General features: G+C 53.4%; 15 protein-coding genes. 8 read left to right on the top strand and 7 right to left on the bottom strand.

Going from position 1 to position 26,465, the window contains the following annotated elements; translation table 11 throughout:
• Positions 1–4: 4 nt before the first annotated feature.
• The gene (locus Enr10x_RS05700; RefSeq protein ID WP_145104851.1) at positions 5–430 is read right to left on the bottom strand and encodes an FHA domain-containing protein; all 426 of its coding nucleotides are present in this window, start codon (positions 428–430) and stop codon (positions 5–7) included.
• Positions 431–1,050: 620 nt separating this feature from the next.
• Here Enr10x_RS05700 and ppdK point away from each other — a divergent pair.
• Positions 1,051–3,783, top strand: a complete 2,733-nt coding sequence (ppdK, locus tag Enr10x_RS05695; protein ID WP_145104849.1) for a pyruvate, phosphate dikinase — start codon at positions 1,051–1,053, stop codon at positions 3,781–3,783.
• A 428-nt stretch (positions 3,784–4,211) separates the two neighbouring features.
• Positions 4,212–6,356: an elongation factor G gene (gene fusA, locus Enr10x_RS05690; protein WP_145104847.1), complete on the top strand. Its 2,145-nt coding sequence runs from the start codon at positions 4,212–4,214 to the stop codon at positions 6,354–6,356.
• Between the two features lie 28 nt (positions 6,357–6,384).
• Here the strand turns inward: fusA and Enr10x_RS05685 are convergent, their stop codons facing one another.
• Positions 6,385–7,317 (bottom strand): dihydrodipicolinate synthase family protein, encoded by a 933-nt coding sequence (locus Enr10x_RS05685; protein ID WP_145104845.1) that lies wholly within the window; start codon positions 7,315–7,317, stop codon positions 6,385–6,387.
• 164 nt (positions 7,318–7,481) lie between these two features.
• Here Enr10x_RS05685 and Enr10x_RS05680 point away from each other — a divergent pair, with 164 nt between their 5' ends.
• The 3 genes from Enr10x_RS05680 to trxA are packed head-to-tail and all read left to right on the top strand — an operon-like array spanning position 7,482 to position 9,803.
• Positions 7,482–8,387, top strand: coding sequence for a triphosphoribosyl-dephospho-CoA synthase (locus tag Enr10x_RS05680; protein ID WP_145448405.1), 906 nt, complete (start codon positions 7,482–7,484; stop codon positions 8,385–8,387).
• Positions 8,377–8,883 carry a 6-pyruvoyl trahydropterin synthase family protein gene (locus Enr10x_RS05675; RefSeq protein WP_145448404.1) on the top strand — a complete coding sequence of 169 codons (507 nt, stop codon included), beginning with the start codon at positions 8,377–8,379 and terminating at the stop codon, positions 8,881–8,883. Before Enr10x_RS05680 ends, Enr10x_RS05675 begins: the two co-directional genes overlap by 11 nt.
• Before the next feature lie 56 nt (positions 8,884–8,939).
• Positions 8,940–9,803: a thioredoxin gene (trxA, locus tag Enr10x_RS05670; RefSeq protein ID WP_145104839.1), complete on the top strand. Its 864-nt coding sequence runs from the start codon at positions 8,940–8,942 to the stop codon at positions 9,801–9,803.
• A 9-nt stretch (positions 9,804–9,812) separates the two neighbouring features.
• Here trxA and Enr10x_RS05665 read toward each other — a convergent pair whose 3' ends face one another.
• From Enr10x_RS05665 to Enr10x_RS05655, 3 genes are all read right to left on the bottom strand, one after another.
• Positions 9,813–10,961 (bottom strand): coiled-coil domain-containing protein, encoded by a 1,149-nt coding sequence (locus tag Enr10x_RS05665; RefSeq protein ID WP_145104837.1) that lies wholly within the window; start codon positions 10,959–10,961, stop codon positions 9,813–9,815.
• 1 nt (position 10,962) lies between these two features.
• Entirely contained in the window at positions 10,963–13,182 is a 2,220-nt protein-coding gene (locus Enr10x_RS05660; protein ID WP_145104835.1) for a hypothetical protein, read from the bottom strand.
• Positions 13,183–13,247: 65 nt separating this feature from the next.
• Positions 13,248–14,744: a MotA/TolQ/ExbB proton channel family protein gene (locus Enr10x_RS05655; protein ID WP_145104833.1), complete on the bottom strand. Its 1,497-nt coding sequence runs from the start codon at positions 14,742–14,744 to the stop codon at positions 13,248–13,250.
• A 590-nt stretch (positions 14,745–15,334) separates the two neighbouring features.
• Between Enr10x_RS05655 and Enr10x_RS05650 the strand changes: the two genes are divergently transcribed.
• The gene (locus tag Enr10x_RS05650; RefSeq protein WP_145104831.1) at positions 15,335–19,327 is read left to right on the top strand and encodes a hypothetical protein; all 3,993 of its coding nucleotides are present in this window, start codon (positions 15,335–15,337) and stop codon (positions 19,325–19,327) included.
• A gap of 71 nt (positions 19,328–19,398) precedes the next feature.
• Here Enr10x_RS05650 and Enr10x_RS05645 read toward each other — a convergent pair whose 3' ends face one another.
• Positions 19,399–21,510, bottom strand: a complete 2,112-nt coding sequence (locus Enr10x_RS05645; RefSeq protein ID WP_145448403.1) for an elongation factor G — start codon at positions 21,508–21,510, stop codon at positions 19,399–19,401.
• Between the two features lie 399 nt (positions 21,511–21,909).
• Complete coding sequence (locus Enr10x_RS05640) at positions 21,910–23,268, bottom strand: DUF4013 domain-containing protein (protein WP_145448402.1); 1,359 nt, start codon at positions 23,266–23,268, stop codon at positions 21,910–21,912.
• A 246-nt stretch (positions 23,269–23,514) separates the two neighbouring features.
• On the opposite strand from Enr10x_RS05640, the gene Enr10x_RS05635 reads away from it, so the two are divergent.
• Positions 23,515–25,152, top strand: a complete 1,638-nt coding sequence (locus tag Enr10x_RS05635; RefSeq protein ID WP_145448401.1) for a DUF1549 domain-containing protein — start codon at positions 23,515–23,517, stop codon at positions 25,150–25,152.
• 3 nt (positions 25,153–25,155) lie between these two features.
• Entirely contained in the window at positions 25,156–26,424 is a 1,269-nt protein-coding gene (locus Enr10x_RS05630) for a DUF1501 domain-containing protein (protein ID WP_145448400.1), read from the top strand.
• The last annotated feature ends 41 nt before the right edge of the window (positions 26,425–26,465 follow it).

The raw sequence follows: 26,465 nt of genomic DNA, 5'->3' as shown, positions 1-26,465 counted from the left end.
GAGCTTATTCCGATGCCATTTTCATTTCACTGCTGCCATCGGAATCCAGTTTTTCATCGACGCTTTCGATTTCCAGGTTGAAGGCGGTCAGCATTTCCGTCTGCCGGTTGCTCTCTTCGACCGGTTCCTGTTTTTCCTTATGCTTCCCGGTCAGCTCAACCTCGAACCGTGTCGAAGCGATCGATAGTTCATCTCCCGGCAGTAAAGCACCACGGGTGATTTTCTGACCGTTAACGCGTGTGCCATTCGTGCTGCACAGATCCCGCACGAACAACAGACCATCCGTCTTGATGATCACACAATGGATTTTAGAGATGCTGTTCTTGTCGATTTGAATATCGCACAGATCCGATTTCCGACCGACAACTGTGACATCTTTTTCAATCAGAATCGGCTGACCACCATTCAATGGAATCAGTTTCGCAATCATGGGTGCAGCCCGTGTCGAAGTCTCAAGATTTGTAAGTAAAGAAATGAAAGCGAGTTAACATGACCCCGAGAATGGCCCCAGATCGGAATCACCAGCGCTCAATTTAATGTTAACACAGCTTCAGTCAATTTCCATGTTAATTCTACTGACTTCAGGGGATTCGGTCACCCACCAGCGCGGATTACGTCGGCTTTCGTGAAGATACTGAGTAATTCCGGCACCGTTTAACCCGATTCCAGCCAGTCGCTTGACGGCCAGACGGAGCAATGGTAGTGTCCCTAGTAATTATACTGCAACCCGATGGTTTAACGTACAGTAAACACATCCGCTGCAATCAGCCTGATTGCCGGACAGAACGGTTTCTCAGGAAGCCCCCATCGGATCGACTGGATAAAAACCGCCAGAGACGAGTCTGTCTTCAATAAGACAATCAGCAGCTGGCAAGTTCTTGCCAACTGTCGCGTGTTCCGGAATTAAGCAGGAGAGGGGTTGAAATCTCAGCCCCGCATCTTACTGGGAAGCCACGAGCTTCTAAACAATAGATATGTACTGGCCAGCGTCCGGTTTCTTTGCGTGAAGGGACCGAAAGTCTGACCGATTAACATTAAGAGGAATTAAGTATGTCAGGTCAAAAGTATGTGTACTTCTTCGGTGATGGAAAAGCAGATGGCGACGCCACAATGCGCAATTCCCTTGGGGGAAAGGGAGCCAACCTGGCAGAAATGATTAACATCGGACTCCCCGTCCCTGCCGGCTTCACCCTGAACACAGATGTCTGTATCCACTACAGCAAAACCGGTGGCGAATACCCCGAGGGTGTTGAAAAACAGGTCGAAGAAGCACTGGGCAAAGTCGAAGAAGCCATGGGCGCGAAATTCGGCTGTGACACCAACCCGCTGCTGGTCTCCTGCCGCTCCGGAGCCCGGGAATCCATGCCCGGTATGATGGACACCGTGTTGAACATCGGTCTGAACGACACCACCGTCGAAGCCCTGGCCAAGCAGTCCGGCAACGAAGCATTCGCCTGGGACAGCTACCGCCGCTTCGTGCAGATGTACGGCGACGTGGTATTGGGCATGAAAGGTGCTGACGAAGATCCGTTCGAACACGCACTGGAAGCCAAGCGTGAAAAAGCCGGCGTGCAGTATGATTCCGAGCTGAGCGCCGAACACCTCAAAGAACTGGTTGCCGAATTCAAAACACTGATCAAAGAAGGCACAGGCCAGGACTTCCCCACCGATCCCAAACAGCAGATCTGGGGTGCGATCGGAGCTGTCTTCAGCAGCTGGGACAACGACCGTGCTGTAGTTTACCGCCGTGATTACGGCATTCCTCACAACTGGGGAACCGCCTGTAACGTTCAGGCCATGGTTTACGGAAACCTGGGCGATGACTGTGCGACAGGCGTGGGCCTGACCCGTAACTGCTCCACTGGTGAACCCGGCTTCTGTGGTGACTACCTGATCAACGCTCAGGGTGAAGACGTGGTAGCCGGTATCCGGGCTCCCAAGCAGATCGAATCGACGCTGAGCTCTGATTTACCAGAAGGCTACAAGCAGCTGGAAGAAATCGGCCAGACTCTGGAAAAACACTACAAAGACGTGCAGGACATCGAATTCACCATTCAGCGCGGCAAAGTCTGGATGCTGCAGACTCGAAACGCAAAACGAACCGGTTTTGCTGCTGTTCGCATCGCCGTCGATATGGTTAACGAAGGCCTGGTCAGCAAGGAAGCAGCGATCACCAAACGCCGGATTCCTGCTGACGACCTGAACCAGCTCCTGCAGCCGATTTTTGACCCGGCTGAAAAACAGAAAGCCGCTCAGGAAGGCAACCTGCTGACCAAGGGTATCAACGCCGGTCCGGGTGCAGCCAGCGGTCACATCTGCTTCAGTGCCGAAGAAGCTGAAGCCATCTTCAATCGTGACAATACAGCTGAACTGGTTCTGGTCCGTCGTGAAACCAGCCCGGAAGACCTGCGTGGGATGCGTGTCTCCAAGGGGATTCTGACTGCACTCGGTGGTGCCAGTTCACACGCCGCTCTGGTCAGCCGCCAGATGGGGAAAGCCTGTGTGGTCGGTGCCTCTGAACTGAAGATTGATTCCGCTGCCGGAACCATCATCGCCGGCGATAAGGTTCTCAAGAGTGGTGACTGGATCAGCATCGATGGTTTCACAGGCGAAGTCTTCGCCGGTCGGGTGCAAACCAAACCGAGCGAAATCGTGGAAGTCCTGATCTCCAAAACCATGAAAGAGGAAGACTCCGAAGCTTTCCAGCGGTACCAGCAACTGATGGGCTGGGTCGATGAGATCCGCAAGCTGCGTGTTCGTACCAACGCCGACCAGCCCGATCAGGCTGCCGAAGCGATCGCCTTCGGTGCCGAAGGGATTGGTCTGTGCCGAACCGAGCACATGTTCTTCCACCACCTGGCTGAAATCCGTGAAATGATTGCCGCTGGCGACGTGGAATCACGTACCAAAGCCGTCAACAAGCTGCTGCCCTTCCAGCGTGAAGACTTCGCCGGCATCTTCAAGGCGATGAACGGTCTGCCGGTCACCATTCGTCTGCTGGATCCTCCGCTGCACGAGTTCCTGTCTGACCGTCACCTGGAAGAGAATCCGACTCTGGGAGAAGAGCTGGCTAACGAACTGGGTGTGACGGTTGATTTCATTCGCCGTCGTGTGGAAGAACTCCACGAGTTGAACCCGATGCTCGGTCATCGTGGCTGTCGTCTGGGGATCGTCTATCCGGAAATCACCGCGATGCAGGCCCGGGCCATCATGGAAGCCGCCTGTGACGTGCAGAAAGAAGGCATCGACGTTCATCCCGAAATCATGGTCCCTCTGGCCGGTTTCCAGACTGAATTCGATAACCAGGCTGGCATCATCCGTGAAGTTGCCGAACAGGTTCTGGAAGAAAAAGGCGTCAAAGTTGAGTACATGGTCGGTACCATGGTCGAACTGCCGCGTGCTGCCATCTGTGCAGACCAGATCGCGGAAACCGCTCAGTTCTTCAGCTTCGGTACCAACGACCTGACCCAGACCACTCTGGGTATGAGTCGTGACGACTACGGTACCTTCATCGGCCACTACCGTGAAAATGACATCATTCCTGCAGACCCCTTCCAGACCATCGACCAGGATGGTGTAGGGCGTCTCATGCAGACAGGTGTCGAACGGGGACGTGGTACCCGCTCCGATCTCAAGATCGGGATTTGTGGTGAACATGGCGGTGACCCTGCCAGTGTCATTTTCTGCCACGGACTGGGGCTGGATTACGTCAGCTGCTCACCATTCCGGGTTCCGATTGCTCGACTGGCGGCAGCTCAGGCTGTGCTGGAAGAAAAAGCATAAGCTGAGTTAGATTCTGAACTTATAAACAGGGAGAGTTTCTCAGGAAATTCTCCCTGTTTTTTTCCCTTTCGAATTCCGTTTGTGACGTATAGAATGAAAGAGTAATAAATCAGGGAGTTTTCGGAATTTAACCAAAAATCCTCTTCCCCCAAAGTCGATACAACGATAAGATTCTACGCTCACACCTTACGCTCAGATTATCTACTTGCGAATGTATCGGATGTCAGTGATCCCTTGTTGTAAAAACCTGCCGGGTCAGCCATCACACCAGTAGAGTGATGCGATTTTGCGGGGCCTGCCTCCCTGTGAAACTTGAGAGCTTCTTCTCAAAAAGTTCCGAATAATATTGAGCTCTTGATCAAGGTCGGTACGTTGCCGTCCGTTTTGTATCCATAACACGTTCCCTAAAGTAAACTTGCACTAAAGCCATGAAAAATCTGGACAAGTATCGAAACATTGGTATTTCGGCTCACATCGACTCTGGTAAAACCACACTTACCGAACGGATTCTGTACTACTCAGGTCGAATCCACAAAGTACGTGAAGTGCGAGGGGGTGACGGTGGAGCAACCATGGACAGTATGGACCTGGAACGTGAGCGTGGAATTACCATCGCTTCCGCTGCAACGCAGGTTCAATGGAAAGACTGTACCGTCAATATCATCGATACCCCGGGCCACGTTGACTTTACTGTTGAAGTGGAGCGTAGTCTCCGCGTGCTCGACGGTGCGGTCCTGGTGCTCTGCTCAGTGGGCGGTGTACAAAGCCAGTCACTGACGGTAGACCGTCAGATGAAACGTTATGGCGTTCCCCGTATCGCATTTATCAACAAGATGGACCGGACTGGTGCCGATTCCGCCAGCGTGATCAAGCAGATTGAAGAAAAACTGCACGTTGTGCCTCTGCCGCTGCAGATTCCGATGGGTGAAGGTGCTGACTTCGAAGGTGTTGTTGACCTGGTGACCATGCAGGCCGTAACCTACGAAGGCGAACAGGGTGAAAAAGAAGTTCTCGGCGAAATTCCTGAGCAGTTCAAAGCTGCTGCGGAAGAAGCTCGTGCTGCGATGCTGGAAACCCTTTCCATGTTCAGCGACGATCTGATGGTCGCGCTGCTGGAAGAAGCCGAAGTTCCAGTCGAAGACATTTACAAAGTGATTCGTGAAGCCACTCTGTCACACGAAATCACCCCTGTCATGATGGGAACGGCTTTCAAGAACAAAGGGGTTCAGACGCTGCTCGACGCCGTCGTACGTTTCCTGCCCAGCCCACTCGACCGTGAAATTTCTGCGATCGACCTGGACGCACAGCAGAAAGCTATCAAAGAAGGTGCAGAAGACACCGACAGTGAATCGTTCCGTACGGAACTGTCTCACTCTTCCGATAAACCACTGGTTGCCATGGCATTCAAGATTGTCGATGAAACCTTCGGTCAGTTGACTTACATGCGTATCTATCAGGGTAAGATTGAAAAAGGTCAGAGCTACGTCAACACCCGAACCGGGAACTCTACCCGCTTCGGCCGGTTGGTACGTATGCACGCTGACAGCCGTGAAGACGTTGATGTCGGTGAAGCCGGTGACATTATCGCCGCCGTCGGGATGGAATGTGCTTCCGGGGATACCTTCTGTAGCGATGGTGTGAACTACGCCCTGGAAAGTATCTTTGTGCCTGAGCCTGTGATCCGTCTGTCGATCGAACCTCTCGACCGGGATGGTGCAGATCGTCTGGCCAAAGCAATTCAGCGTTTCAACCGTGAAGACCCCACCTTCCACGTGATGACTGATGAAGAAACCAATCAGACCATCATCGCCGGAATGGGTCAGTTGCACCTCGACGTTTACATCGAGCGTATTAAACGCGAATACAAAGTCGAATGTATCGTGGGTGAGCCTCGTGTGGCTTATCGTGAAACTCCGACGATCGCTGTAGAATACAACCACAAGCATAAAAAGCAGACTGGTGGTTCCGGTCAGTACGCTCATGTCGTTGGTAAAATTGAGCCGATGCCGGTTGACAATGACAGCGAAACCTACGAGTTCAAGAACGAAGTTACCCAGGGTCGTATTCCCAAAGAATACATCCCTGCTGTGGACAAAGGCTTCCAGCGGGCTCTGGTTAAAGGACCGCTGTGTGAGTGCGAAGTGGTAGGCGTCTCCGCCACTCTGTCAGATGGTAGCTACCATGATGTTGACTCTTCAGAAATGGCGTTCAACATCGCTTCCTTCAACTGTATGCGTGACTCTCTGAAGAAAGCCAACATGGCCCTGCTTGAGCCGATCATGAAACTGGAAGTGGAAGTCCCCGAAGAATTCCAGGGGCCCGTCACCGGTCATATCGCTCAGAAGCGTGGCGTGATCAACACTTCAGAAACCAAAATGGGAACCAGTATCTTCATTGCTGAAGTACCGCTGGCCAGCATGTTTGACTATGCCAACGAGCTGCGTTCCATGACCCAGGGTAAAGGTGGATTCAGTATGGAATTCTCCAAATATGCCCAGGTCCCACGCAACATTCAGGAAGAAGTCGTTGCCCGTCGTCTGAAAGAAAAAGAAGAACGGATGGCAACTGCCTGATTCTGAAGATAAAACACAAAGCCCCGTTTTACGAAACGGGGCTTTTTTGTTGCGCCAGTTCTGCTTCAGCAGCCAGAATCGGCTCCATCAGCTGACGGATTTCTGCTTCCTGTTCACTGGTCAGACTTCGCTGGGGTGGACGCGGTGGACCGAAGTCGGCCCCGGTCAGCGTAATCGCATATTTCAGCATACTGATATTGAAGCTGTCACCGCAACGAGCCCGGTAGTCTTCGATGGGCAGAATCTGTTGCTGGATCCGCATTCCCTCTGCATAGTCACCTGAGATAAAAGCCGCATGCATCGCCAGTGAGAGGTGCGGGCAGACATTCCCGGCGCCACTGGTAAATCCACCGGAACCAGCCAGCATGTAATAGGGAGCAAACCGCTCTGCAGAACCGCAAACCCACTCCAGCCCTTCGGTATCAGCGTTGACCGTAGTCCGAAACTGGTGCATCTGATTGACCGAATACTTGACGCCCACTGCCCGTTCGTCAGAAGCCATATTCAGTAACAGCTCATCGCTGGGGATTGCTGCTTTCTTGTAGAACAGCGTCGGGCAGTTCGCCGCATCCATCACGGCCCGGTAATACTCTTCCGCACCCCGGTCGCTCATATAAGGATGTGCGAAAGGCATGAACATGATGCCGGTTGCCCCCGCTGCCAGACAATCTACGGCCAGTTGTTTCGCTGCGTTCACCTGGTAGCCGATCGGCGCAAAAATCAATGTCTCCGGTCCTGTCACTTCTCGGGTGATCTTGACCAGCTGCACGATTTCCTCTGGGAGCAGACTGTGAAACTCACTGGTACCAGCTCCCGGCAGATAGACTCGCATCCCTGCCTCGTACAGATTCGCAGTATGTGCCGACTGGGCGTCGACATTGATACGATCATGCTGATCAAAGGCGGTCAAGGGAACGATATGCACTGTTTGCAGCTGTTGACGCTCAATCGAAGGGCTCATAAAACAATTCCTGTTACCTGGGCAGTTCAAGTTGCCAGAGACTTCATTTCTCTGGAAGGATTCTGCAGAATTGAAATTCGCATCCGGATTCCGGCATAATTCTTAAGACTCTTTACTTACTGTTGTACGCGGAATCCCACCGACCATCAATCAAACCAGCCTCTATGAGTCAAAATAATCGACAACTCGAAAACTGGTGTTATCTGGCCTGCCTGCTGGAAGCCACCGCCCGCAAGCCTGGAAACGTGCATCCTGGTGCTTCATTCCCCGACCTGACGTATGTCGATTTTCTGCGATCCGCGAGAGTCATCTCTCCCCTGCTCGCCCGGACCAGGTCGGACAGGATTGGCGAAACGATTCTGGACTGCGTTAAAGCAACCCGGACGGTGTCATCCAGTAACGCGAACCTGGGCATGATTTTATTACTCGCTCCACTGGCAGCAATCCCGGCAGGACAAACCATCGCTGACGGGATTGAATCGGTCCTCGAAAATTTGAGCATCAACGATGCACGCCTGGTCTATCAGGCGATCCGGCTCGCCTGTCCGGGCGGCCTTGGAGAAACAGAAGCACAGGACATCTCCGACGAACCGACGGGAACGCTGCGTGAAGTCATGGCACTGGCAGCTGACCGTGATGCCGTCGCGCGGGAATATGCCAGCGGTTTTCAGATCACTCTTAAAACCGCTATCCCTGCCCTCCAGACATACTGGAAGCAGTCGGCAGACTGGGAAACCGCTGTGATTCGTCTGCAACTGAAACTGATGGCGGACTGTCCGGATACCCTGATTGCCCGTAAATGCGGTCGTGCGGAAGCAGAAGAAGCCGCACAACGGGCACGCGAAACATTACAGGCAGAAGACTTTGAGACCAGTCTGCTCGAACTGGATCGCTGGCTGCGGGAAACCGAAAACCGACGTAATCCGGGGACCACTGCCGATTTAATCGTCGCAGCCCTGTTTGTCGCGTTCCGGGACGGTTTCATTACGCCCCCCCCTGCCAGTACAATCAGAGAAAAAATCCCTCCCTCTTTTCAAGTGGAACTGAGTAGTCTGATTCATGAAGGATAGTGTCCCCCGATACAAAGTGCGCGTTACGAAGGACCACCTGGTTTTCAGTGCCGCACACTTTATTACGTTTAACGGTAATATCTGTGAGCGACTGCATGGTCACAACTGGCGTGTGGCTGCAGAGCTGACGGGCCCTCTTGATGAAAACGGCTACGTATTCGACTTTATCGCACTCCGCGATCAGCTGCAAAAGACCGTCGATGCACTCGATCACCGGGTTCTGCTCCCCACCCAGCATGCACAAATTAAAGTCAGAGAAGAGCAGGACGAAGTCGAAGCAACTTTTGAAAACCGGCGCTGGGTCTTCCCCCGTGAAGACTGCATTCTGCTCCCCGTAGCAAATACAACCGCCGAATTAATCGCGCACTGGATTGGCCAACAGCTGATGGCTGTGATACGATCAGATGCCGCAAGCCAGATCGAATCCATTCAGATTGAAGTCGAAGAAAACTTTGGACAATGGGCCCTCTGTGAACTTCCTGTTACCCGGACCTGATACCTCAAACCGATCAAACTCATTCCCGCGAAGGGAATCAGTCAAGGAATAAAATCATGTCAGCCAACTCCGCCTGGATCATTGATGTCACTGAAGAAAACTTCGAAACTGAGGTGCTTCAAAAATCACAACAGATACCGATCATCATTGATTTCTGGGCTCCCTGGTGCGGCCCCTGTCAGCAGCTGGCTCCCCTGCTCGAACAGATCGTCAACGAATTTCAGGGCAAAGTGCAGCTGGCCAAAATTAACATCGACGAACAGCAGGGCCTGGCTGCAGCATTCCGCGTACAATCGATACCTACAGTCGTTGCTTTCCTGAACGGACAGCCCGTGGATCATTTTCAGGGAATCCTGCCGGAAGAATCACTGCGGGAATGGATGGCACAGCTGGTCCCCTCCCCAGTGGACATGCTGTTTCAGGAAGGTCAAATTCTCGAAGAAACCGATCCGGCCGCAGCAGAAGGCAAATATCGCGAAGCTGCTGAACTCGAACCGAAAAACGATACGATCAAATTGCGTCTGGCAGCGGTATTGGCAAAGCTATCCCGGTTTGATGAATGTGGAAAGATCATCGCAGAGCTGGAAACGCGCGGATTTCTGGAACCCGAAGCCGAGCAGATCAAGTCGCAGCTCGAACTGCAGGCAGCCGCTGAAGAGGCGGGTGGTGTCGAAGAGGCCCGGAAAGCACTGGAAGCAGATCCTGAAAATGCTAAGCTTAAAATCGCGTTGGCTGATGCACTGGCGATCTCCAACAAGCACGAAGAAGCGCTGGAGCTCTGTCTGGGCATCATTGCAGAAGACAAAGCAGGCGCAGGCGTAGAAGCCAAGGCGACGATGCTCAAGATCTTCGACGTACTCGGCCCCCAGTCTGCCCTGACCAGTGCTTATCGCAGAAGGCTGGCTACGTTGCTCTATTAAGACCAGCTGTCACTGTCCCGCGGAACGTGTTCCTGCAGGCGAACCAGCGATCGGGACTCCGAAAGGCAGCGGACGACCGGCAACCTGATACCCCAGCGAGTGGGCGTGTTTCTGCAGTTTGCGATACAGTTCAAAGCTGTCCGGGTAAACCCAGAAGGTCAGCGTCGATCCGGTCCCAATTTCAGACAGGGCTCGAGCGAACTGCGACTGCACCCGGAGTGCCGACTGCTCGTCCTCTCCCGACACATCATCGCTACGGTCAATTTCCCATTTCGTAACCCCGACACGAAAACCACCCGTGCCGCCGGTCCTCAACTGATCCAGAGCTGAGAGCGGCTGACGTTCGACGATATAGTTCATGGTGTAGCCACGAATGGGACCAACCTTGCCATGATGCTCGCGGTATTTCGCGAGCCAGCTGCCCCGCTTCATGACTTCGTCTTTCAGCTCCAGCAGGAGTTCATTGATGGGCACGTAGGAAACACGATTTTCTGAAAGCAGGAAATGCCACTCTTTGTCGGTCACCAGCTGGCTGACCGGGGTCAGGCGGTGCTTGAGTTCTTTGATCTGCTCGCGCGGTTCTGAGACTTCGCGGGATTTGGCGACAACATGCTCCAGCTTTTGGCGTGTCTCTTTAGTCTCATCCACCAGACTTAACAGCTGCTGATACTCCTGCTCCAGCCGACTGCTCTTTTGATTGATCTCGGACAACATCGACTGTACCTGGCTGCGAACTACCTGTTTGCGAGACTGCAAGTCGCGGGCTCCCGTTTCCCGTTCCTGCATAACACGATCCAGGCGTGCCAGTTCGGCTTCGGTCTGGTCAAGTTGCGCCAGCAGTTCCGCGGAGGGTCGCTGATAAATGATTTTGGGTACTTTGGGAACTATCTTTTCCGGTTCCGGATCCGGCAAGGTCAACACTGGCGCGGGCTGGGATGGTGCTTCCAGCTCCGGTGGAAACGCAGCCAGGTCGGCGTCAATCACAACGGGCTCCGCAGGCGGTTTGACTTCAGTGTTCGCGATCGTCACGGGAGCCTGGCTCATCCGTACGCCGGCAATCACGATCAAAATAATCAGAATCCCCACGATATTGGCGACGATATCCAGAAAGGAATCTGAACCAAACCCGGCTTCTCCCTGTGGTGTGCGGCGGCTCATGTTACTGCTCCTTTCCGGTCGAGACAGCAGGGCCGGCCGGCAAAGGCTCAAGCGTGTACTGTGCCTCGGTCTCAAGTCCCATCTTCTGGGCGGACGCTTTTAATCGTTCGTAGTACTGGTTCCCCCCGGGGCTGACCGTAAACTGCAGCGATGGTACCCAGTAGAATCCCTGGGGAGCAGGTCCCCACGACTCCACATACTGATCCATGACAGCGAACAGCGTGGCCTGTAAGCGTTGCGACGACATTCCCGGATCGAGCTGGATCTGTTTTTCATCCCCGACGATAATGCGATCTGCCCCAATCTGGACACCGATTTCCCGTTCAAAACCGATACCAGACCGTGACTGTGGCGGCCCCCAGCGCCGGTTCATCGTCGACTGGCTCTCTGCCTGTCCCGACCGACTGCGACTCAAAGAGACCGAACTGGCATTCCCGGCTCCCGCTGGCGAAGAACCGGAAGCGGCACTCTGGAACGGATTACTCGAAGCAGAAGACGATTGCGAGGAAGCAGCTGCATAAGAAGATGAAGCTGCTTCTGCAGAACGGGTGCCCTGCTGACGAGACGTGCCGGTCCCGTTCGGGTTGCCTTCCTTGACGAAGGGATTTTCAATCACACGCTGCCCCGCGGTCTTTGAGCCTGTCTCAGACTCACCTGCCTGAAGTGGATTGCCTGACATTCGCTGCCCGCGAGCGTTTTTCAGTTCCACCAGGTGCTGTTCGGCCATTTCCCGGAGCTGATCGGGGCCCATCACTTTGGCTCGTTTCAGACCACCTTCTTCACCCGGGCCGCTCCCCGTACCCCGTTTGAGGTCGGCCAGATCATAGACCTCTGCCCCTTCCAGACTGCCCGGCAGCCCCCTGGTGCCGGAAGGCTTCGCCCCTCCCGTGATACGGTCTGTTTCCGAACCGGTACCACGTTCTCCTGCTTCACTTGCCCCTTCATCAAATCCTTCGCGGTAGACAATGTGTTTCTGATTGGCCACGCGTCTCAGATATTCGGCACGTGCCATCCGTTGACCTGGCGTGAGGACATCACTGAAATGAGATTTGCCATCTCCCGAACCGGTTCCACCGGTGATCTGCTTCTCAGATCCCTGACCGGTCCCCAGGCCTCCCTCCGGTTCGATCACACGGACCATTCCGGTCCGGGCATCAAACTGCAGGCGGCGTCCCTGCGGACTTCCACTCTGTCGCTGGTTTAACTGGGAGACCAGTTGCTTTCGTCCACTCAGGATACGATCGATGGCGTCCTGGCAGACCTCTTTCGCAACAGGATCTTTCTGGGGCAAAGCCAGTTCCCAGTCTGCATCGATCAACTCGTATCCGGAGTCGAGATCCAGATTCCCCAGCAATTTGCGTGCAACATAGTAGCCGACACTACCGCTGGGACGAACCAGAATCAGCACATAGGGTTCCTGTCCCGAATTCCGGTCCTTGTTACTCCAGTAGCGAAACAGGGCCTGCGTTCCGGAAAGTAGAGGATTATGCCCCGGCGTAAAGTCTTGTAGGTCATCGGGGGTTAACGTGATGCCTTCCGGCTGGAAGGTCAGCCCTTCGTCCGTGCATTCAATGAGGATCGGACGTTTGGCAGTCCCGGTTTTGCCGTCATAGGGAACAATGGAATATTTGCTGCGTGCGGATTTTTGTGACTGCTTTTTCTTTGCCAGAGAATTCAGTTCTTCCTGCAGCATTTCTGCAACGCGTAATTTCTGATCTTTGAGCTTTTCCAGATTCTGGTCGAGTTCTTTGTCTTTTACCTGCAGTGACTGATACTGCCGCTGCGTTTCGTTGAGCTGGCTTTCCGACTGACTCAACTCATTTTTCAATCTAATCAGAGTCAGATTCTGATCTTTCAGCGCCGCCAGTTTTTTTGCTTTCTGTAACTGGAGTGCTTTCAGTCGGGCCTCTTTATCAGCCGCGAGATTGATGATTTGTGGCTCGGGTTCAGGCTCCGGTTCCTGCTTCACAGGTTCGGGTATCACAACCACAGGGGGAGCTGGTTCCGGTTCGGCCTCTTCCGCTGCAAACAGAATCGGCGGATACAGATCGTCTTCCTCGGTTTCTTCAATCACCACCTGCTGGACCTGCAGGATCGCCTGATGTCGGATACGACGGGTGGTGACGACCAGGAGGAAAATTAATGCCCCCATCGCACAGATAAGTACCGCCAGAAAGGGAAAGAGCGATACAGAACGTGCTTCGTTACCTTTTCTACTCATGAATGAAACCGCGAATTGACTGCTGCAGGATATTTACGTGTAACTCGAGTGAGACGCTGAGTGAACTAGGCGGCGTTTCGACCGGAACGGGCGGTCAACAGATGCACGGCTGCGCTCAGGCTGTGCAGGGTTTCCTCGAACGTTTCGGCAGCGCGAATTGCATCCAGATTCTCGGTCAGGCGTTTCTGCAGACCGATCAGATGCTCTTCCTGATCGACGATTTTGAGCAGATGCTCGCTCTGGTTATTCAGTGCCTGAATCTGCAGTGTCGATACTTCGGCAGAGTCTTTCATCTGCTGATTCCAGACTCGGATTTCGTCAGCAATATCGCGGGTGGCTTCCTCAATTTGAGTGGTCTGCCGCGACTGAGCTGAAATTACATCCTGATGCACTTCGTTCCAGATCTGTGCCAGGTTTGTTGAGAACTGACTGTTCGATTCTTCCTGCCTGTTCTGCCAGCGGTTGAGCATCAGCTCGATCTGCTCGGTCGTGGACTGATAAGCATTCAGAAATTCATTTCGGAATTCTTCCAGTTGGATGGCATGACTGCCCAGTGTGCTGGTCATGCCGTCCTGTAATGTCTGATCGAACGTGGACTGTTGCCGGTCCATCATGTCTGCCCAGCGGTTGCGGAGTCCTTCCAGGTTTTGCTGCCAGAGATCGGTCTGACGCTGAATCATTTCTTCCGTCCGGGAAACGAGCTGCTGAGCGGCTTCTATCTCGGCAGATTCCAGTGGACTGACGGAATGTTCCGATTCACTCAGGCAGGACGCGATATTTTCAATCCCGAACAGTTCGATCTGCTCCAGTTGTTTCTGTTCCATGCGTTCCACAATAAAGGTGGAGAAGACCAGGATCAGTGACAGCCCCAGGGCCAGAGCCGTGGTATCGAAGGCCACTGCCAGACCACCGGTCACTTCAGAAAGCGAAGTATCCAGTTGATCGGGGGTCACATTGGCGATGGCGATCGTAATCCCGATCACCGTCCCCAGGAAGCCGATAATCGGAACTGCCCAGGTAATAGTGCGGATCAGTGAATAGCTGGCATGCAGTTGCTCGGATGCCAGTTCTGCCAGGTATTTCAGGTGCTCGTCCAGGTCTTGCACCGAACGGCGACTTTTGACAAACGAGACCGTGTCCTGCAGGCGTTTACCCAGGTATGTGTCGCTGATCCAACTTGGCTGAGACTGGACCTGTTCTTCAAAAACATCGATCCGATCATGCAGATTTTCGATTTCGCCAATCGTTTGCCAGTCGACCTGCGTCTCAGTCAGAGATTTTTTCTGGACGAACATCCCCATGCCCTTCACGCCAATGATGGCCATTCCGATGAAGAACAGGGCCGCTGTCGCATATTCCAGTGGATGACTGCAAAAATAGCGATCGATCAGATCACGATAAATGGGAAGATGGGGAATCAGGGCATAAAACCCAAAGGTGGCAGCAGTTCCCCAGAAGAGTGGAGACGTCAAAACCGCCTTGGACAAGTTCAAAAAGTGATCTTCCGATTGACCTTCCGATAGTGCCAGCTGTCCATCCGGCTGTGATTCCAAGTGTTCCATCTGTCTATTCACTTCCTTAAAGGCACGTCCTGTACTGGCGAAACTGTATTTCAGGATTGAATGCAGGAAACTCAAGAAATGAAAGGTTTTTTGAGAATCCGTTCTCCTGATCTGTCAGTTTCACATCCAGTGAATGGTGCCCTTTCTCAGGTAAGAAACCCCTTCAACCATGGCTGCTGACTCCTGTCAGCCTTGATACCATCGCCTGAAAGGCACACAATTAAGGCTCGTTTGAGTAATACGCACATTCGTTATAATCGTCATATTGTGACATGCGAGTTGAAGAAAACTTGAACCTCCGGCGGAGAAGCAGGCAGGAATCTCGAATGCTCAGGCGAACACTGGTCTCAGTCTGAGAAACCATCTGGCGATCACTGGAAGGCTAAGTATTATTAACATGCTGTGATAAAAGCAGTTAGAGAATCCATTTTGAGAGAAGTTTTGACTGTCCGATCGGAAAAAGCATAATTGATTCGGGGATTCATTCCGTTTGGACTGTTCATTCAGGAAATAGACTGTTTTACTGCTGTTGAGCAAGATCCAACACCAGCAAATTTAAGAATCTGAGTTCTATATCAACGTTTACCAATATGACAGTACCGCGCCATCCAAAGCAGGGTCTGGATACTCTGCCTGCCGTCGATAAACATATTACTCGAGAGATTCTGGGCTATCTGAATTTCTCCAACGGAAAGCCGGATTCCAAATTTCGCTTCAACTGGAATCAGCTCTTTGCGGAACTCGACATCCAGCCGGATGCTGCGCTGCTGGAAACATTGCTGCTCACACACTTGCAGGAAATCAAAGGGACGACTCCTGCCTTTCAGGAAATCGATCAGGCAGACAAGGTTATCCGCATCGGCTTTCAGGAATGCCTGCCGCAATACCGAACTCATCATCGAGACCTCCTGTTTCACATCTGTGGAAAAGAATTTCTGCAGCCCTACTTTCTGGCCGTCATGTTTGAGGCTCTGCTCGAGCAGACCAGCCTCTGGGAGACCGATCAGGAACTCGTTACAGCCGCGATCGATAAGCTGAATGATTTTGTCGGTTTTCGACCTGTGGCCGTCCTGGAGAATGGGCGGCAGATGCAGGTCTATCCGCATGAAAAGTTTCGCCCGTTGCCCCTGTACTTTCGCGGAAGCGGAGTGGCCTCGGGAAATTATCAGCGTCTGATCGAGCAGACGATCAAGACGCTCGAAACAACCCCCGAAGACCTGCTGCACCAGGCACATTTCAATCTGGAGAAGATGGATGAAATCGCCATTGATCTCCGCGCACATGACCACCTGCATCCGGTCAATAAACGCACGAACTACATGTTCGGGGAATGGGATCCGCATATCATCGACAACCAGGGCTATTACCGCAGGTTTGTCATCCGCAGACTGATTCTCGATTCTCTGCTGGCGTGGATCGATGAACACAAGGAGATTCCTCTGCAGGAACGCCTGCAGGATGCGGCAGCCGTTCTGAGCGGAACCATGCTGATGGCATCTTCGATCAGTGGCTCCGGACCGGATACCCACGCCAGTGATATCAGTCTGACTTCGCTGCTCCCCAAAGTCGCCCGCCAGCGGGATGACTATTACAACCGCCTGCTGGCTTCCGCAACTGGTTCCCGCGCGGAACGCCTGTTGAAGGAAGCACAGCAGTCGCAGCAGCCGTTCGGGCATATCCGGCACTACCTCAATCTGCACCTGGCCCGCTACGGTGCCCAGCAGGTACAACACCGGCAGTTGTCCCGCATCTATGCCCGGATGGGTTTTTCCCGGGCTGCCCGTTGTGAGGCTGGTGTGATTCCCTGCACCTCGGTCCGCTTTGAATGTGAAATCCAATGGCGGCTGACGATGGTTCAGTTGCATCTGGAACGGAATGAGCTGGACGAGGCCTGGAAACTGATCCCTGAAATTGAAGATCACCTGACCCGCGGCATCGAATGCGGCGCCCTGATCGATCCCTGGAATATCCTGGGCTTCCAGGGACTGTTTCCGCTGTTCATTTCACGCGAAGACAGTATTCCCGATCAACGGAGCGAAGTGCTGCTGGAACTGATGGAGGAAACGTTCTCTGCTTATTCGGCCACGCTGAGTGAAGCCGCGGCCCAGGGGAACAATCAGCTCAAGCTGATCATTTCCGAGCAATTTCAGAAACTGGCAGAAAAGTGGGATCGCTACGCAACCACGACCGTAGAAGACCTGCCTCATGTGAATGGTCAGGATTCGTTCGAGTCCGCTGCCCACGTATCACAAATTCTCACCGAGTGGAAGAATGGCGGCGAAGCGGTCGGCGATATTTCTTTCTGGCGACAGCATGTCGACCGGTTCGAATCGGCGAAAGCGTACGCTCTGACCGTGGATGCTCTGCTGCAGAAACAGGATCATGTCGCCGCCATCGGCCTGATCATGCAGTGGTTAAGCCAGGTTGATCAAACAGGTCTGGAATCCGGACCTTATTCGATTCACTCAGTCCTTCTGCAATGGATGCGTCAACTGACTTCTGCAGGTGTTCTCGAGTCTTCCAACGGCAACGGCCAGTCCATCCGCAAGATGTTCGATTACCTCGAAGCCAACGCAGCTGAATACTGGTCGGTTCCTCACTTCGATTCCGTACTGCCGATCCCGGAAAAAGAAATCGAAGACCCGTTTGATATCGATCCCGAAGCTCCGGATGAAGAAGATGAGCTGTTCGGTGCCGCCTATGAGAATGTCACGTTTCGAGACAGTGCCGACGATGGAGTGCAGGGCGAAATGATGGACTCCGGATACTCGCCCAACAATTCCGAAATTGAATCGATTAACCGTCAGCTCGAGCCACGACTCAAGTTCCTGAATACGCTTTCCCAACTCTGGCAACTGTCGGCGGCGTACTTTTCGGAAACAGAGCTGACGCGTGCTGCCGAACCGGGTGCCTCAGCGGAATTTGACGCCACGACGCGCGAGTCCATCGAAGACTGGATCCAGCATACTGAGCACCTGCAGCAGGAACTGGTCGTGCTGCTCAACTCGATCTGGGGTTACCAGTTGCCCAAGCCGAGTGGCGACCACGATTCTAACATCGAATACGATCTGCAGTTGCAGACCAAATTCTATCTGATGCATGCCATCATCATTACTACGGTCAACTGCCGCTCCGCCCGCCTGATGCTGCTGGCGACGCTGCCGGAATCAGAAGCCGAAAAGGAGCTTTCCGAAAATGAGCGTCTGCTGGTCCCCGTGTATCGCGGCGTGTTGACCCGAGATATCGAACTGGTTCGCAAAGCGTTCCCCCTGTTTCTGAATAACATTGCCGAAACTCCTCTGCTCTACACTCCGATCGACCAGGGAGGCAAACCCAATACCGTGCTCAAGGTACGGTCTCTGCAGATGATTCTGCGGTTTCTGCTGTCACAGTTACCCGGCCTGGGTCTGCTCCGCGAAACCTGGCAACTATTGAAAACGGCCTATCGTATGGAACGCAGTGCGCGACCGGAGGGCATCGCCGTCAGTGAGTTCGACCGGCTGTTCCGGACTGCTCTTAAAAGTTCGCTGGTGGCCATCATCTGCTCTTCGCATGAGTGGGAATCAGATCAACTGGATGATGAAAAGCTGATCGAAATTGCCGAAAAGCTGGTCAATAAATACCGGGAACAGTGGCTCAAACACAGCCGCACGATGCGACTCTCCAGCGCGGAAGCATTGAACCAGGAATATATCTGGCAGGAGGTCAAGCAGTTCATTAAGCAGTATGGTGCGGACCTGTTCCATGCCCAGTATCTGACGCTGGGTAATCTGCGTACCATCCTGCATAATGGCATCGAGCAGTACCTGAATTATCTCGCTGAGTATCAGAATCCGGCGCAGCCCATGGCTCTGCTCACCGATCTGGAAGAAGGCAACATCGAAATGGATGAAGCCGTCTCCAATCTCAAAATCATCTTCGAATCGGTGGTCGACAAATTTGACCGCTTCGTGGAATATAACAGTACGACCACCCAATCCGACTACGGAGAAATGTTTTACTGCCTGCTCGATTTTCTGAGGATTGAAGCCGCCTACGAACGCGATGACTGGAAGATGGTACCGCTGCTGATTGCCCACAAGGTGCTCGCCCAGCAGGACCGGAACGAATCCGCTTTGATCTGGGAAGCAGTCTTCGAAGCGACCTCTGAAGAGATGGCCAAAAAACATCTGAAAAAACTGAAACAGACGGAAACGGAATATAAAATCAATCTGCCGCTGATTTCCGACCATCTGAATGAACGCTTTGTCAAACCGCTGGCAGTCAACCGGATGATGGCCCTCGTTCCACGGGCGATGAAAGATGCCCGCAACGGGAATGAAGATTCCGCCACCTTCGCCATTCTGCAGGAAGAAATCGAGCGTTATCTGGCATCTACGATCGGCTCCGGCATCGATGTGCCGGACTGGATGCGTAACCTGGAAGACGAAATCGATCGCCTTGACGAGAAAGTCACCAGTGAGCATTACGACCTGGAAACCCAGATTAAGCTTTCGCCCGTTCCGATGTCGCTGGATGACATCAAGAAACAGCTGAAGCTCTGGAACCAGCCGCTCGGCCGGGATCGGAAGAAGAAAAAGTAAAGCACCAGCAGAAGCGAGTACGAACTTCCACTGGTGCCTTCCAGTCTTCAGCGTCCCTTTGTCAGACCAGATTATTCCCTGGCTTTGTTGAGAATCTCGATCACCTTGGACTGTTCGTTCGGCGGAATCATTTCGTAATGACTCAATTCAATGTCATACGTGCCGCGGCCCCCGGTCAAACTTGAGAGCGTGCGGGCATAGGTCATGATTTCGGCCAGGGGAACACGGGCCTGAATGATTTCATAGCCCCCCTGAGAAACCTGCATCCCTTCCATACGCCCCCGACGGCTGGAGAGATCGCTGCTGATATCACCAACACATTCTTCGGGAATCAGGATTTCAATTTTGACGATCGGCTCCATCAACGCCGGGCGTGCTTTTTCGAAGAGTTCCGAGAAGCATTTACTCCCTGCAATTTTGAATGCCGTTTCGTTACTGTCGACCGGGTGGTCTTTACCAAAAAAGACTTCGCAAACCAGATCCTGCACCTGGCAGCCGGAAATGACGCCCTGCTTCATCCGTTCGCGCACGCCTTTCTCCACTGCCGGAATAAACTGATTGGGAATTGAGCCTCCGGAAATCCGGTCTACGAAGGCAAAATTCAGTTCCGGGTCGTAGTGGTAAGTTCTCAGATGGTCGAAATTCTCTTTGGTGAAATACGCCTCAGGATCGACCTCTGCAGGCATCGGTGAGACCCGCAAATGAACTTCGGCAAACTGCCCTGCACCACCGGACTGTTTCTTGTGCCGATAGCTGCCTTCCGCAGTTCCCATGATGGTTTCGCGATACGGTACTTTGGGTTGATGAGTAATCACTTCCACCTTATCGCGATGCAGCAGTTTTTCCTCCATGATTTTCAAATGCAGCTCGCTCATGCCCTGCATGACCATTTCATGCGTCTCTTCATCGTGGACCACGTGGAAGGTCTGGTCTTCTTCTTCCAGCTTGTGCAGGGCCCCGGAGATTTTCTGCTGATCGTTCTGGCTTTTGGGCTCCACAGCCAGGCCGACCACCGGATGGGGATACTTGATTTCCGGCAGCGAAAGACCATCGCCGTTCGCATCCGCGGTCAGAGTATCGCCGGGCTGCAGGTCATCGACCTTGGCGACAGCAAATATATCACCGACGGAAACGGAGTCGACGGGTTCCTGCTTACCGCCCTGGACATCAAGCAACTGATTGATGCGCACCGGTTTGCCTGTCCGCACATTGACCACCGAAGAATCCTTATCCAGCTTCCCGGAGAAAACGCGGAGATAGCTCATCTTGGAAATGAAGGGATCAATGCGGGTCTTAATCACCTGGGCCACAAACGGCTGGTCGGGAGAAGGATCGATCATCACCGAACGACCATCTCTGGTCTCTTCCATCCGCTGAATATCCTGGGGGCAGAGAGTGTAGTTGGACATCGCATCCATAAACTCACTGACGCCCACGCCGGTTTTGGCACTCATGAACAGGACGGGAATCAGTGTGCCAGCTGCCATTGCTTTGGGAATATTCGCAGACAGTTCCGCTGCACTGAGTTCTTCGCCTTCAAAGAACCGTTCCAGCAGGCCTTCATTCGATTCCACGATCGCTTCAATCAATGACTGGCGGGTTGACTCCGGATCGCCCAGCGTTCCTGTGGGCGGTGGTTCGGAATAATTCACCAGATCACAAACCGCTTTGAAATCGGCTCCCAGCCCCACAGGCAGGTTGATGGGGACACAGTGGGAACCAAAAGTTTCTCGGACGGATTCGATCAGGGAATCATAGTCAATATTTTCTGTATCGCATTTATTGAACACGATCATTCGGGCAATGCCGGCTTCCTGTGACATCTGGGAAACACGCAGGGCATTGATCTCCACGCCATGTCCGGCGTTGAGCAGAATCAGAGCGGTCTCGACAGCACGCAGAGCGCCGGAGACCTGCCCGATGAAATCAGGATAACCGGGAGTGTCTATCAGGTTGATATGGTGACCGGCATGGTCGAAGTGAACCAGGGTCGAAGCGATAGATATCCGATGGTTGATTTCTTCTTCATCAGTATCCAGCAGGCTGGTGCCCTCATCCACAGACCCGAGTCGGGGAGTCACACCAGATTGAAAAAGTAAAAGATCGGCTACAGTTGTTTTGCCAACAGCCCCGTGGCCGACCAATGCCACATTCCTAACGTCGTTTACCTTATAATCGTTCATCGCTCGTCCTGCCTTTTCGAGAAATTGGCCAGGCGCTATTGTCTTCCGTTCCAAATAAAAGGCAACACGCATAGCCAGGAAATGATGCGAACGTGTGCCGGGAAAACAGAACGTTTCCCCTGCATATCCTTAAACCGGATTCCCTGCGGAAAGCCGGATCAATTCGGCGATTGATGACGACGGAAAGGCAGTTGATCTAGCGGATCAAGCGCGATTCCGCTACTAAAATCATATCCTTCTGGAATTCAAAAGGCGAAAGGATTTTCAGAATTTTCAGCCGGGTCACAGTAAATCTGAAAATGACGTTGACTCAGGGCTCGAGAGACTCTCGAAAGCTGAATCTGTCTGGCTCCAGTAAGCAGCCTGCCCCACTGAAGTTAACGTGCAAACAGGATCCAGTTAGAAGGGCACAGGTAACAGAAAGACATGATGTTCGAGCAACACGCGATTGCCATGCATGCCAATAAACTGGGTAAAGAAGAGCAGGAATACATAGACTGCCAGCAGAGGGAGAATCAGAGTACGGCTTAACCAGCGCCAGCCAAACCAGGCATTCCGGGTCTTCGTAGAGGCACGATAATAGACCCAGCCCAACAAAATCTTGGTGGGATAAATAGTCGCAACAAAAATCAGCGTAATCCCCCACATCGCATCCCGTGGCAGAGCCGCCACCTTAAACAGGTAGAGCGGCAGAGAGAGCACATAGACGACGATCAAAGTCAACAGCCAGGCAATCGGTGTCCGTTTGAATTTTCTCCGGACAGTACGTAACTCGAACATGGCCCGCAAGCGGTTCTCAGCGGCGAAATGTGCCTGGAGCAGCGGCAGCCAGCCGAGGACAATCACCAGACTCAAACCACCCAAGAGAGTAATGAAGACCGGTCCGCCCTTACCGCCATCCGGCGAACTGGCAGCGGCAAACATCAGCGAAGGAATCAACAGCCAGGCAAAGGCCCCCAGAAAGCCACGGAGCCCCAGTGAAAAATTCTGTCCCAGTTTGAGTGAGGAAACAAACTCCCGGACGTTATTCGCCGCCCGTTCCCAGTAGCCACCAGCACGGAGTTGTTTGAAGAGCCAGATTGCATTCTTCAAGGGACGCAGGTAGCAGGAAAAGGTTCCCCCACGCGCCAGCGCCAGGCACAGATGCATGGCGATGAAAATTGAGACCAGTCGATTCAGAAAATGAAGGGTCTGATCACTGGTGCCCCCCGGATCGACCAGATGCGCATCAGCGGCAGCTCCCGCGAGCAGGAACAGAGGTATCAGCCAGAGCCCGGTTCCGATGACGATTGTCCCCAGGCGAGGTGCAATATCCAGAAGAGGAAAGGCCAGGCGAATTTTTCCGGTGCGGGCCACGCGGCCTTCCACATCGAGCAGGTATCCCAGAGCAATAAAATTAACGAGAGGAATCGCTGCGATGACTGCCAGAAACAATACCAGACAAACGATGCCAAACAGCATCCGAATGGTCCAGAACGTCGCCTTGATGGGATGCTTCAGCAGATGTGGAAACGGGGGGATGTTTCCCACCACTTCATCCGGGTAGAACTGATCAATCTCAGTTGTAGTATTGTCTGCAGAGGTACCGACTGCGGAGCCCTCGAGCGCTTCTGTCAGGGCGGACGCTCCCTGCCCTGTCCCGTCCGAATCACTGTTGTGCGTCGCCTGTTCACTCACGGTCTGCTCTGCCTCGCCTCTTGAGAAATGAGCCGTTGGAGGAACGTTCAATGTATTCCCGGTTTCAGCATGCGTTTTCAAGGTACCACCTGCCTGTAGGTAAGTCCAATGTATATCTGATTTTTTGAATCACCCCTCAAAACACGCCCTGCGTTAATGCCGGAACGCTCAAAGTGGTACCCGGAAAAAAGCGGGAAGTTTCAAGAAATGCCTGAAACTTTCGAATCACGCATCTGGTATGATAGGGCAGTCCCCCTGCGATGATCTCTTAATGCTGATCGCGAAGGGTTCCTATCCGCCGATTTATTCTTGTTCAGGATCAATCCCATGCCTGCTTCCACCCGCAACTGGATCCTGGCCTGCCTCCCTGTGGGCGTGGTCGCGCTGGTGGTTTCGCTGGTGGCCTGGGCATCGAGCAGCCCCCTGAAAAAGACAACACCGATTCCGGTTGTGGTGAATGAAGATTCTCTGACGCGCACGGTCAGACAGGTGAATCAGTTATTCGAGGAGCAGTGGAAAGACAGGGAACTCATCCCCGCGGAGCAGGCAGACGAACTGACTCAGATGCGGCGACTTTCGCTGGCTCTGCACGGAACGATCCCCTCGCTGGAAGAGATTCGCGAATTTCAGGCGATGTCAGGGGAAGACCGGCTGGAACGCTGGACTGTAAAACTGCTTGAAGACCGCCGCTTCGCCGATTATTTTTCTGAACGTTTTACGCGTGCCTTTGTCGGAGTCGCCCAGGGCCAGTTTATCGTGTTCCGGCGCGATCGATTCAAAGCCTGGCTCAGCGAACAGATTCAGGCCAACACGCCTTACGATGAACTGGTCAGGAAGTTAATTGCCGGCGAAGGGATCTGGACCGGCGACCCGGAAACCAATTACATTACCGCTGCCGTCGCGGATGGCAATCTGGACCGCAACAAACTGACGGGCAGCACGGTGCGTGCCTTCCTGGGCCAGCGGATCGATTGCGCACAATGTCACGATCATCCCTTCGATCACTGGAAACAGGCTGACTTCGAAGGTCTGACTGCCTTTTATGGTCAGGTTGAAGTGCAGCTGCTCGGCGTGCGTCAGAACGATAACTTAAAGTACGAAGTCGAAGATCGAAATACACTGGAAAAACGGACTGTTGCTCCGCAGGTTCCTTTCCTGAATGAGTGCCTGCCTGAGAAAGGTACTCTGCGTGAGCGACTGGCCGCCTGGGTAACCCATCCTGATAATCGTCGTTTCGAACGCGCATCAGCCAACCGGATCTGGGGACTGCTGTTCGGGGTGCCCTATATCAATCCGGTGGATGATCTGCCCGCTCCGACTGATCTTGCTCAGGAGCCTCCTGATCTGCTCGACATCCTCGGTCAGGATTTTCGTGAGAACGGCTATGATATCAAACGCCTGATTCAGATCATCGTGGCGTCGAAACCGTTTGGGCTCTCATCATCAACGGACAATGAAAATGCCGAAGAGATTGAACGGGCCACCAGTGAATGGGCCCTGTTCCCCCTGGTTCGACTGCGTCCGGAGCAGATCATTGGTTCGATGCTGCAGGCCTCTTCACTGAAAACCATCGACCAGAATTCAAATCTGTTCATGCGGGGCCGCCGCTTTTTCTCGGAGATCGATTTTGTCCGCGAGTATGGTGACCTGGGCAGTGACGAACTGAATGATTTTCCGGGGACGATCCCACAGGCCCTGCTCCGGATGAACGGCCAGTTTGCCAAAGATAACGGCAGTGCCTCCCCGTTCAATTCCGTCGGCCGGATTTCTTCGCTTGATATCTCGAATGCAAAACGGGTCGAGACCTGTTTCCTCGTTTGTCTGTCGCGAATCCCCACGCCGGAGGAACTGACTCACTTTATCAAGCAGTATGAAACGGCTTCCAATCAGAAACAACGTGAGAAAATCACCGAAGACCTGTTCTGGGCACTCTACAATTCACCCGAATTTTCCTGGAATCATTGAGCCATGTTTGACTTTCCTCTGTATTCACAATCGCTGAGCCGCCGGGATCTCTGCAAAGTTGCTGTAGGCGGGACACTGTCGTTCATGCTGCCCGGCTTCGATCTGCAGGCGGCACAGAAACGGGGACCGGAACGCCGGAAATCCGTGATTACACTCTGGATGGGGGGCGGTCCCAGCCAGTTGGAAACCTGGGATCCCCACCCGGGAACGAAGATCGGCGGACCGGGAAAAGCAATCTCGACTGTTGTACCCGGATTACAGATTTCCGATATGTATCCGCTGCTGGCAGAACAATTGAGCGGAATGTCGGTCATTCGTTCCATGGTCTCCAAAGAGGGTGACCACGAACGAGGCACGAAATACCTCAAAACCGGCTACCGCCCTGAACCGACGACCGTCTATCCAGCCCTGGGTGCCATCATTGCTCACGAAGCGCCCGACAAAGGCCTGGAAATTCCGCAACACATTTCGATGGGCAATACTCAGTTCCCCGCACGGGGCGGCTACCTGGGAGCACACCTGGATGCCTTCCGCGTGCCCGATCCGGGAAAGAATATCGGCAACATGCGGGCGCGCGTCGGGGATCCACGACAGGAACGTCGACTGGAAAATCTGAATGTCGTCTCACAGGCGTTTCGCAGGGGGCGCACAACCCAGACGAAAAAAACACTGCATCAGTCGACCATCGATCGCGCGTTGACCATGATGAGTTCCGAACAACTGCAGGCGTTCGAGATTGAAAAAGAACCCGCTGCCGTCCGCGCCGCCTATGGCGACTCCCCTTTCGGCCGGGGTTGCCTGGTCGCCCGGCGTCTTATCGAGCAGGGTGTGCACGCAATTGAAGTCAATCTGAACGGCTGGGACAGTCACGCCAATAATTACACCGGCCATCAGACGCAATCGAAGATTCTGGACCCTGCCTTTGCGACTCTACTCACAGAACTCAAAGAACGGGACCTGCTCGATTCAACGATTGTCCTCTGCATCGGCGAATTCGGGCGGACTCCCAAGATCAACCCGCTCGACGGACGAGATCACTGGCCCTCTGGATTCTCCTGCATCGTTGGTGGAGGCGGATTGAAGGGAGATGTGATCATCGGCGAAACCGATCCGACCGGGAAAAAGAAAAAGCCGACTGAACCGGTGCGGATTCAGGACCTGTATGCCACGATTCTGCAGACGCTCAAGATCGACTATACCAAAGAACTGATCTCTCCCATTGGTCGCCCACTGGCACTCAGCGATGGAACGCCGATTCAGAAACTGATCTGAATCCACATTGCCGGCTCCCGCCTGTACAGCGAAAGAATTTC

Source organism: Gimesia panareensis, assembly GCF_007748155.1.
Taxonomy (GTDB): domain Bacteria; phylum Planctomycetota; class Planctomycetia; order Planctomycetales; family Planctomycetaceae; genus Gimesia; species Gimesia panareensis.
Note: the sequence above shows the minus strand (reverse complement) of the source record. Positions and strands in the feature narration are given on the sequence as shown.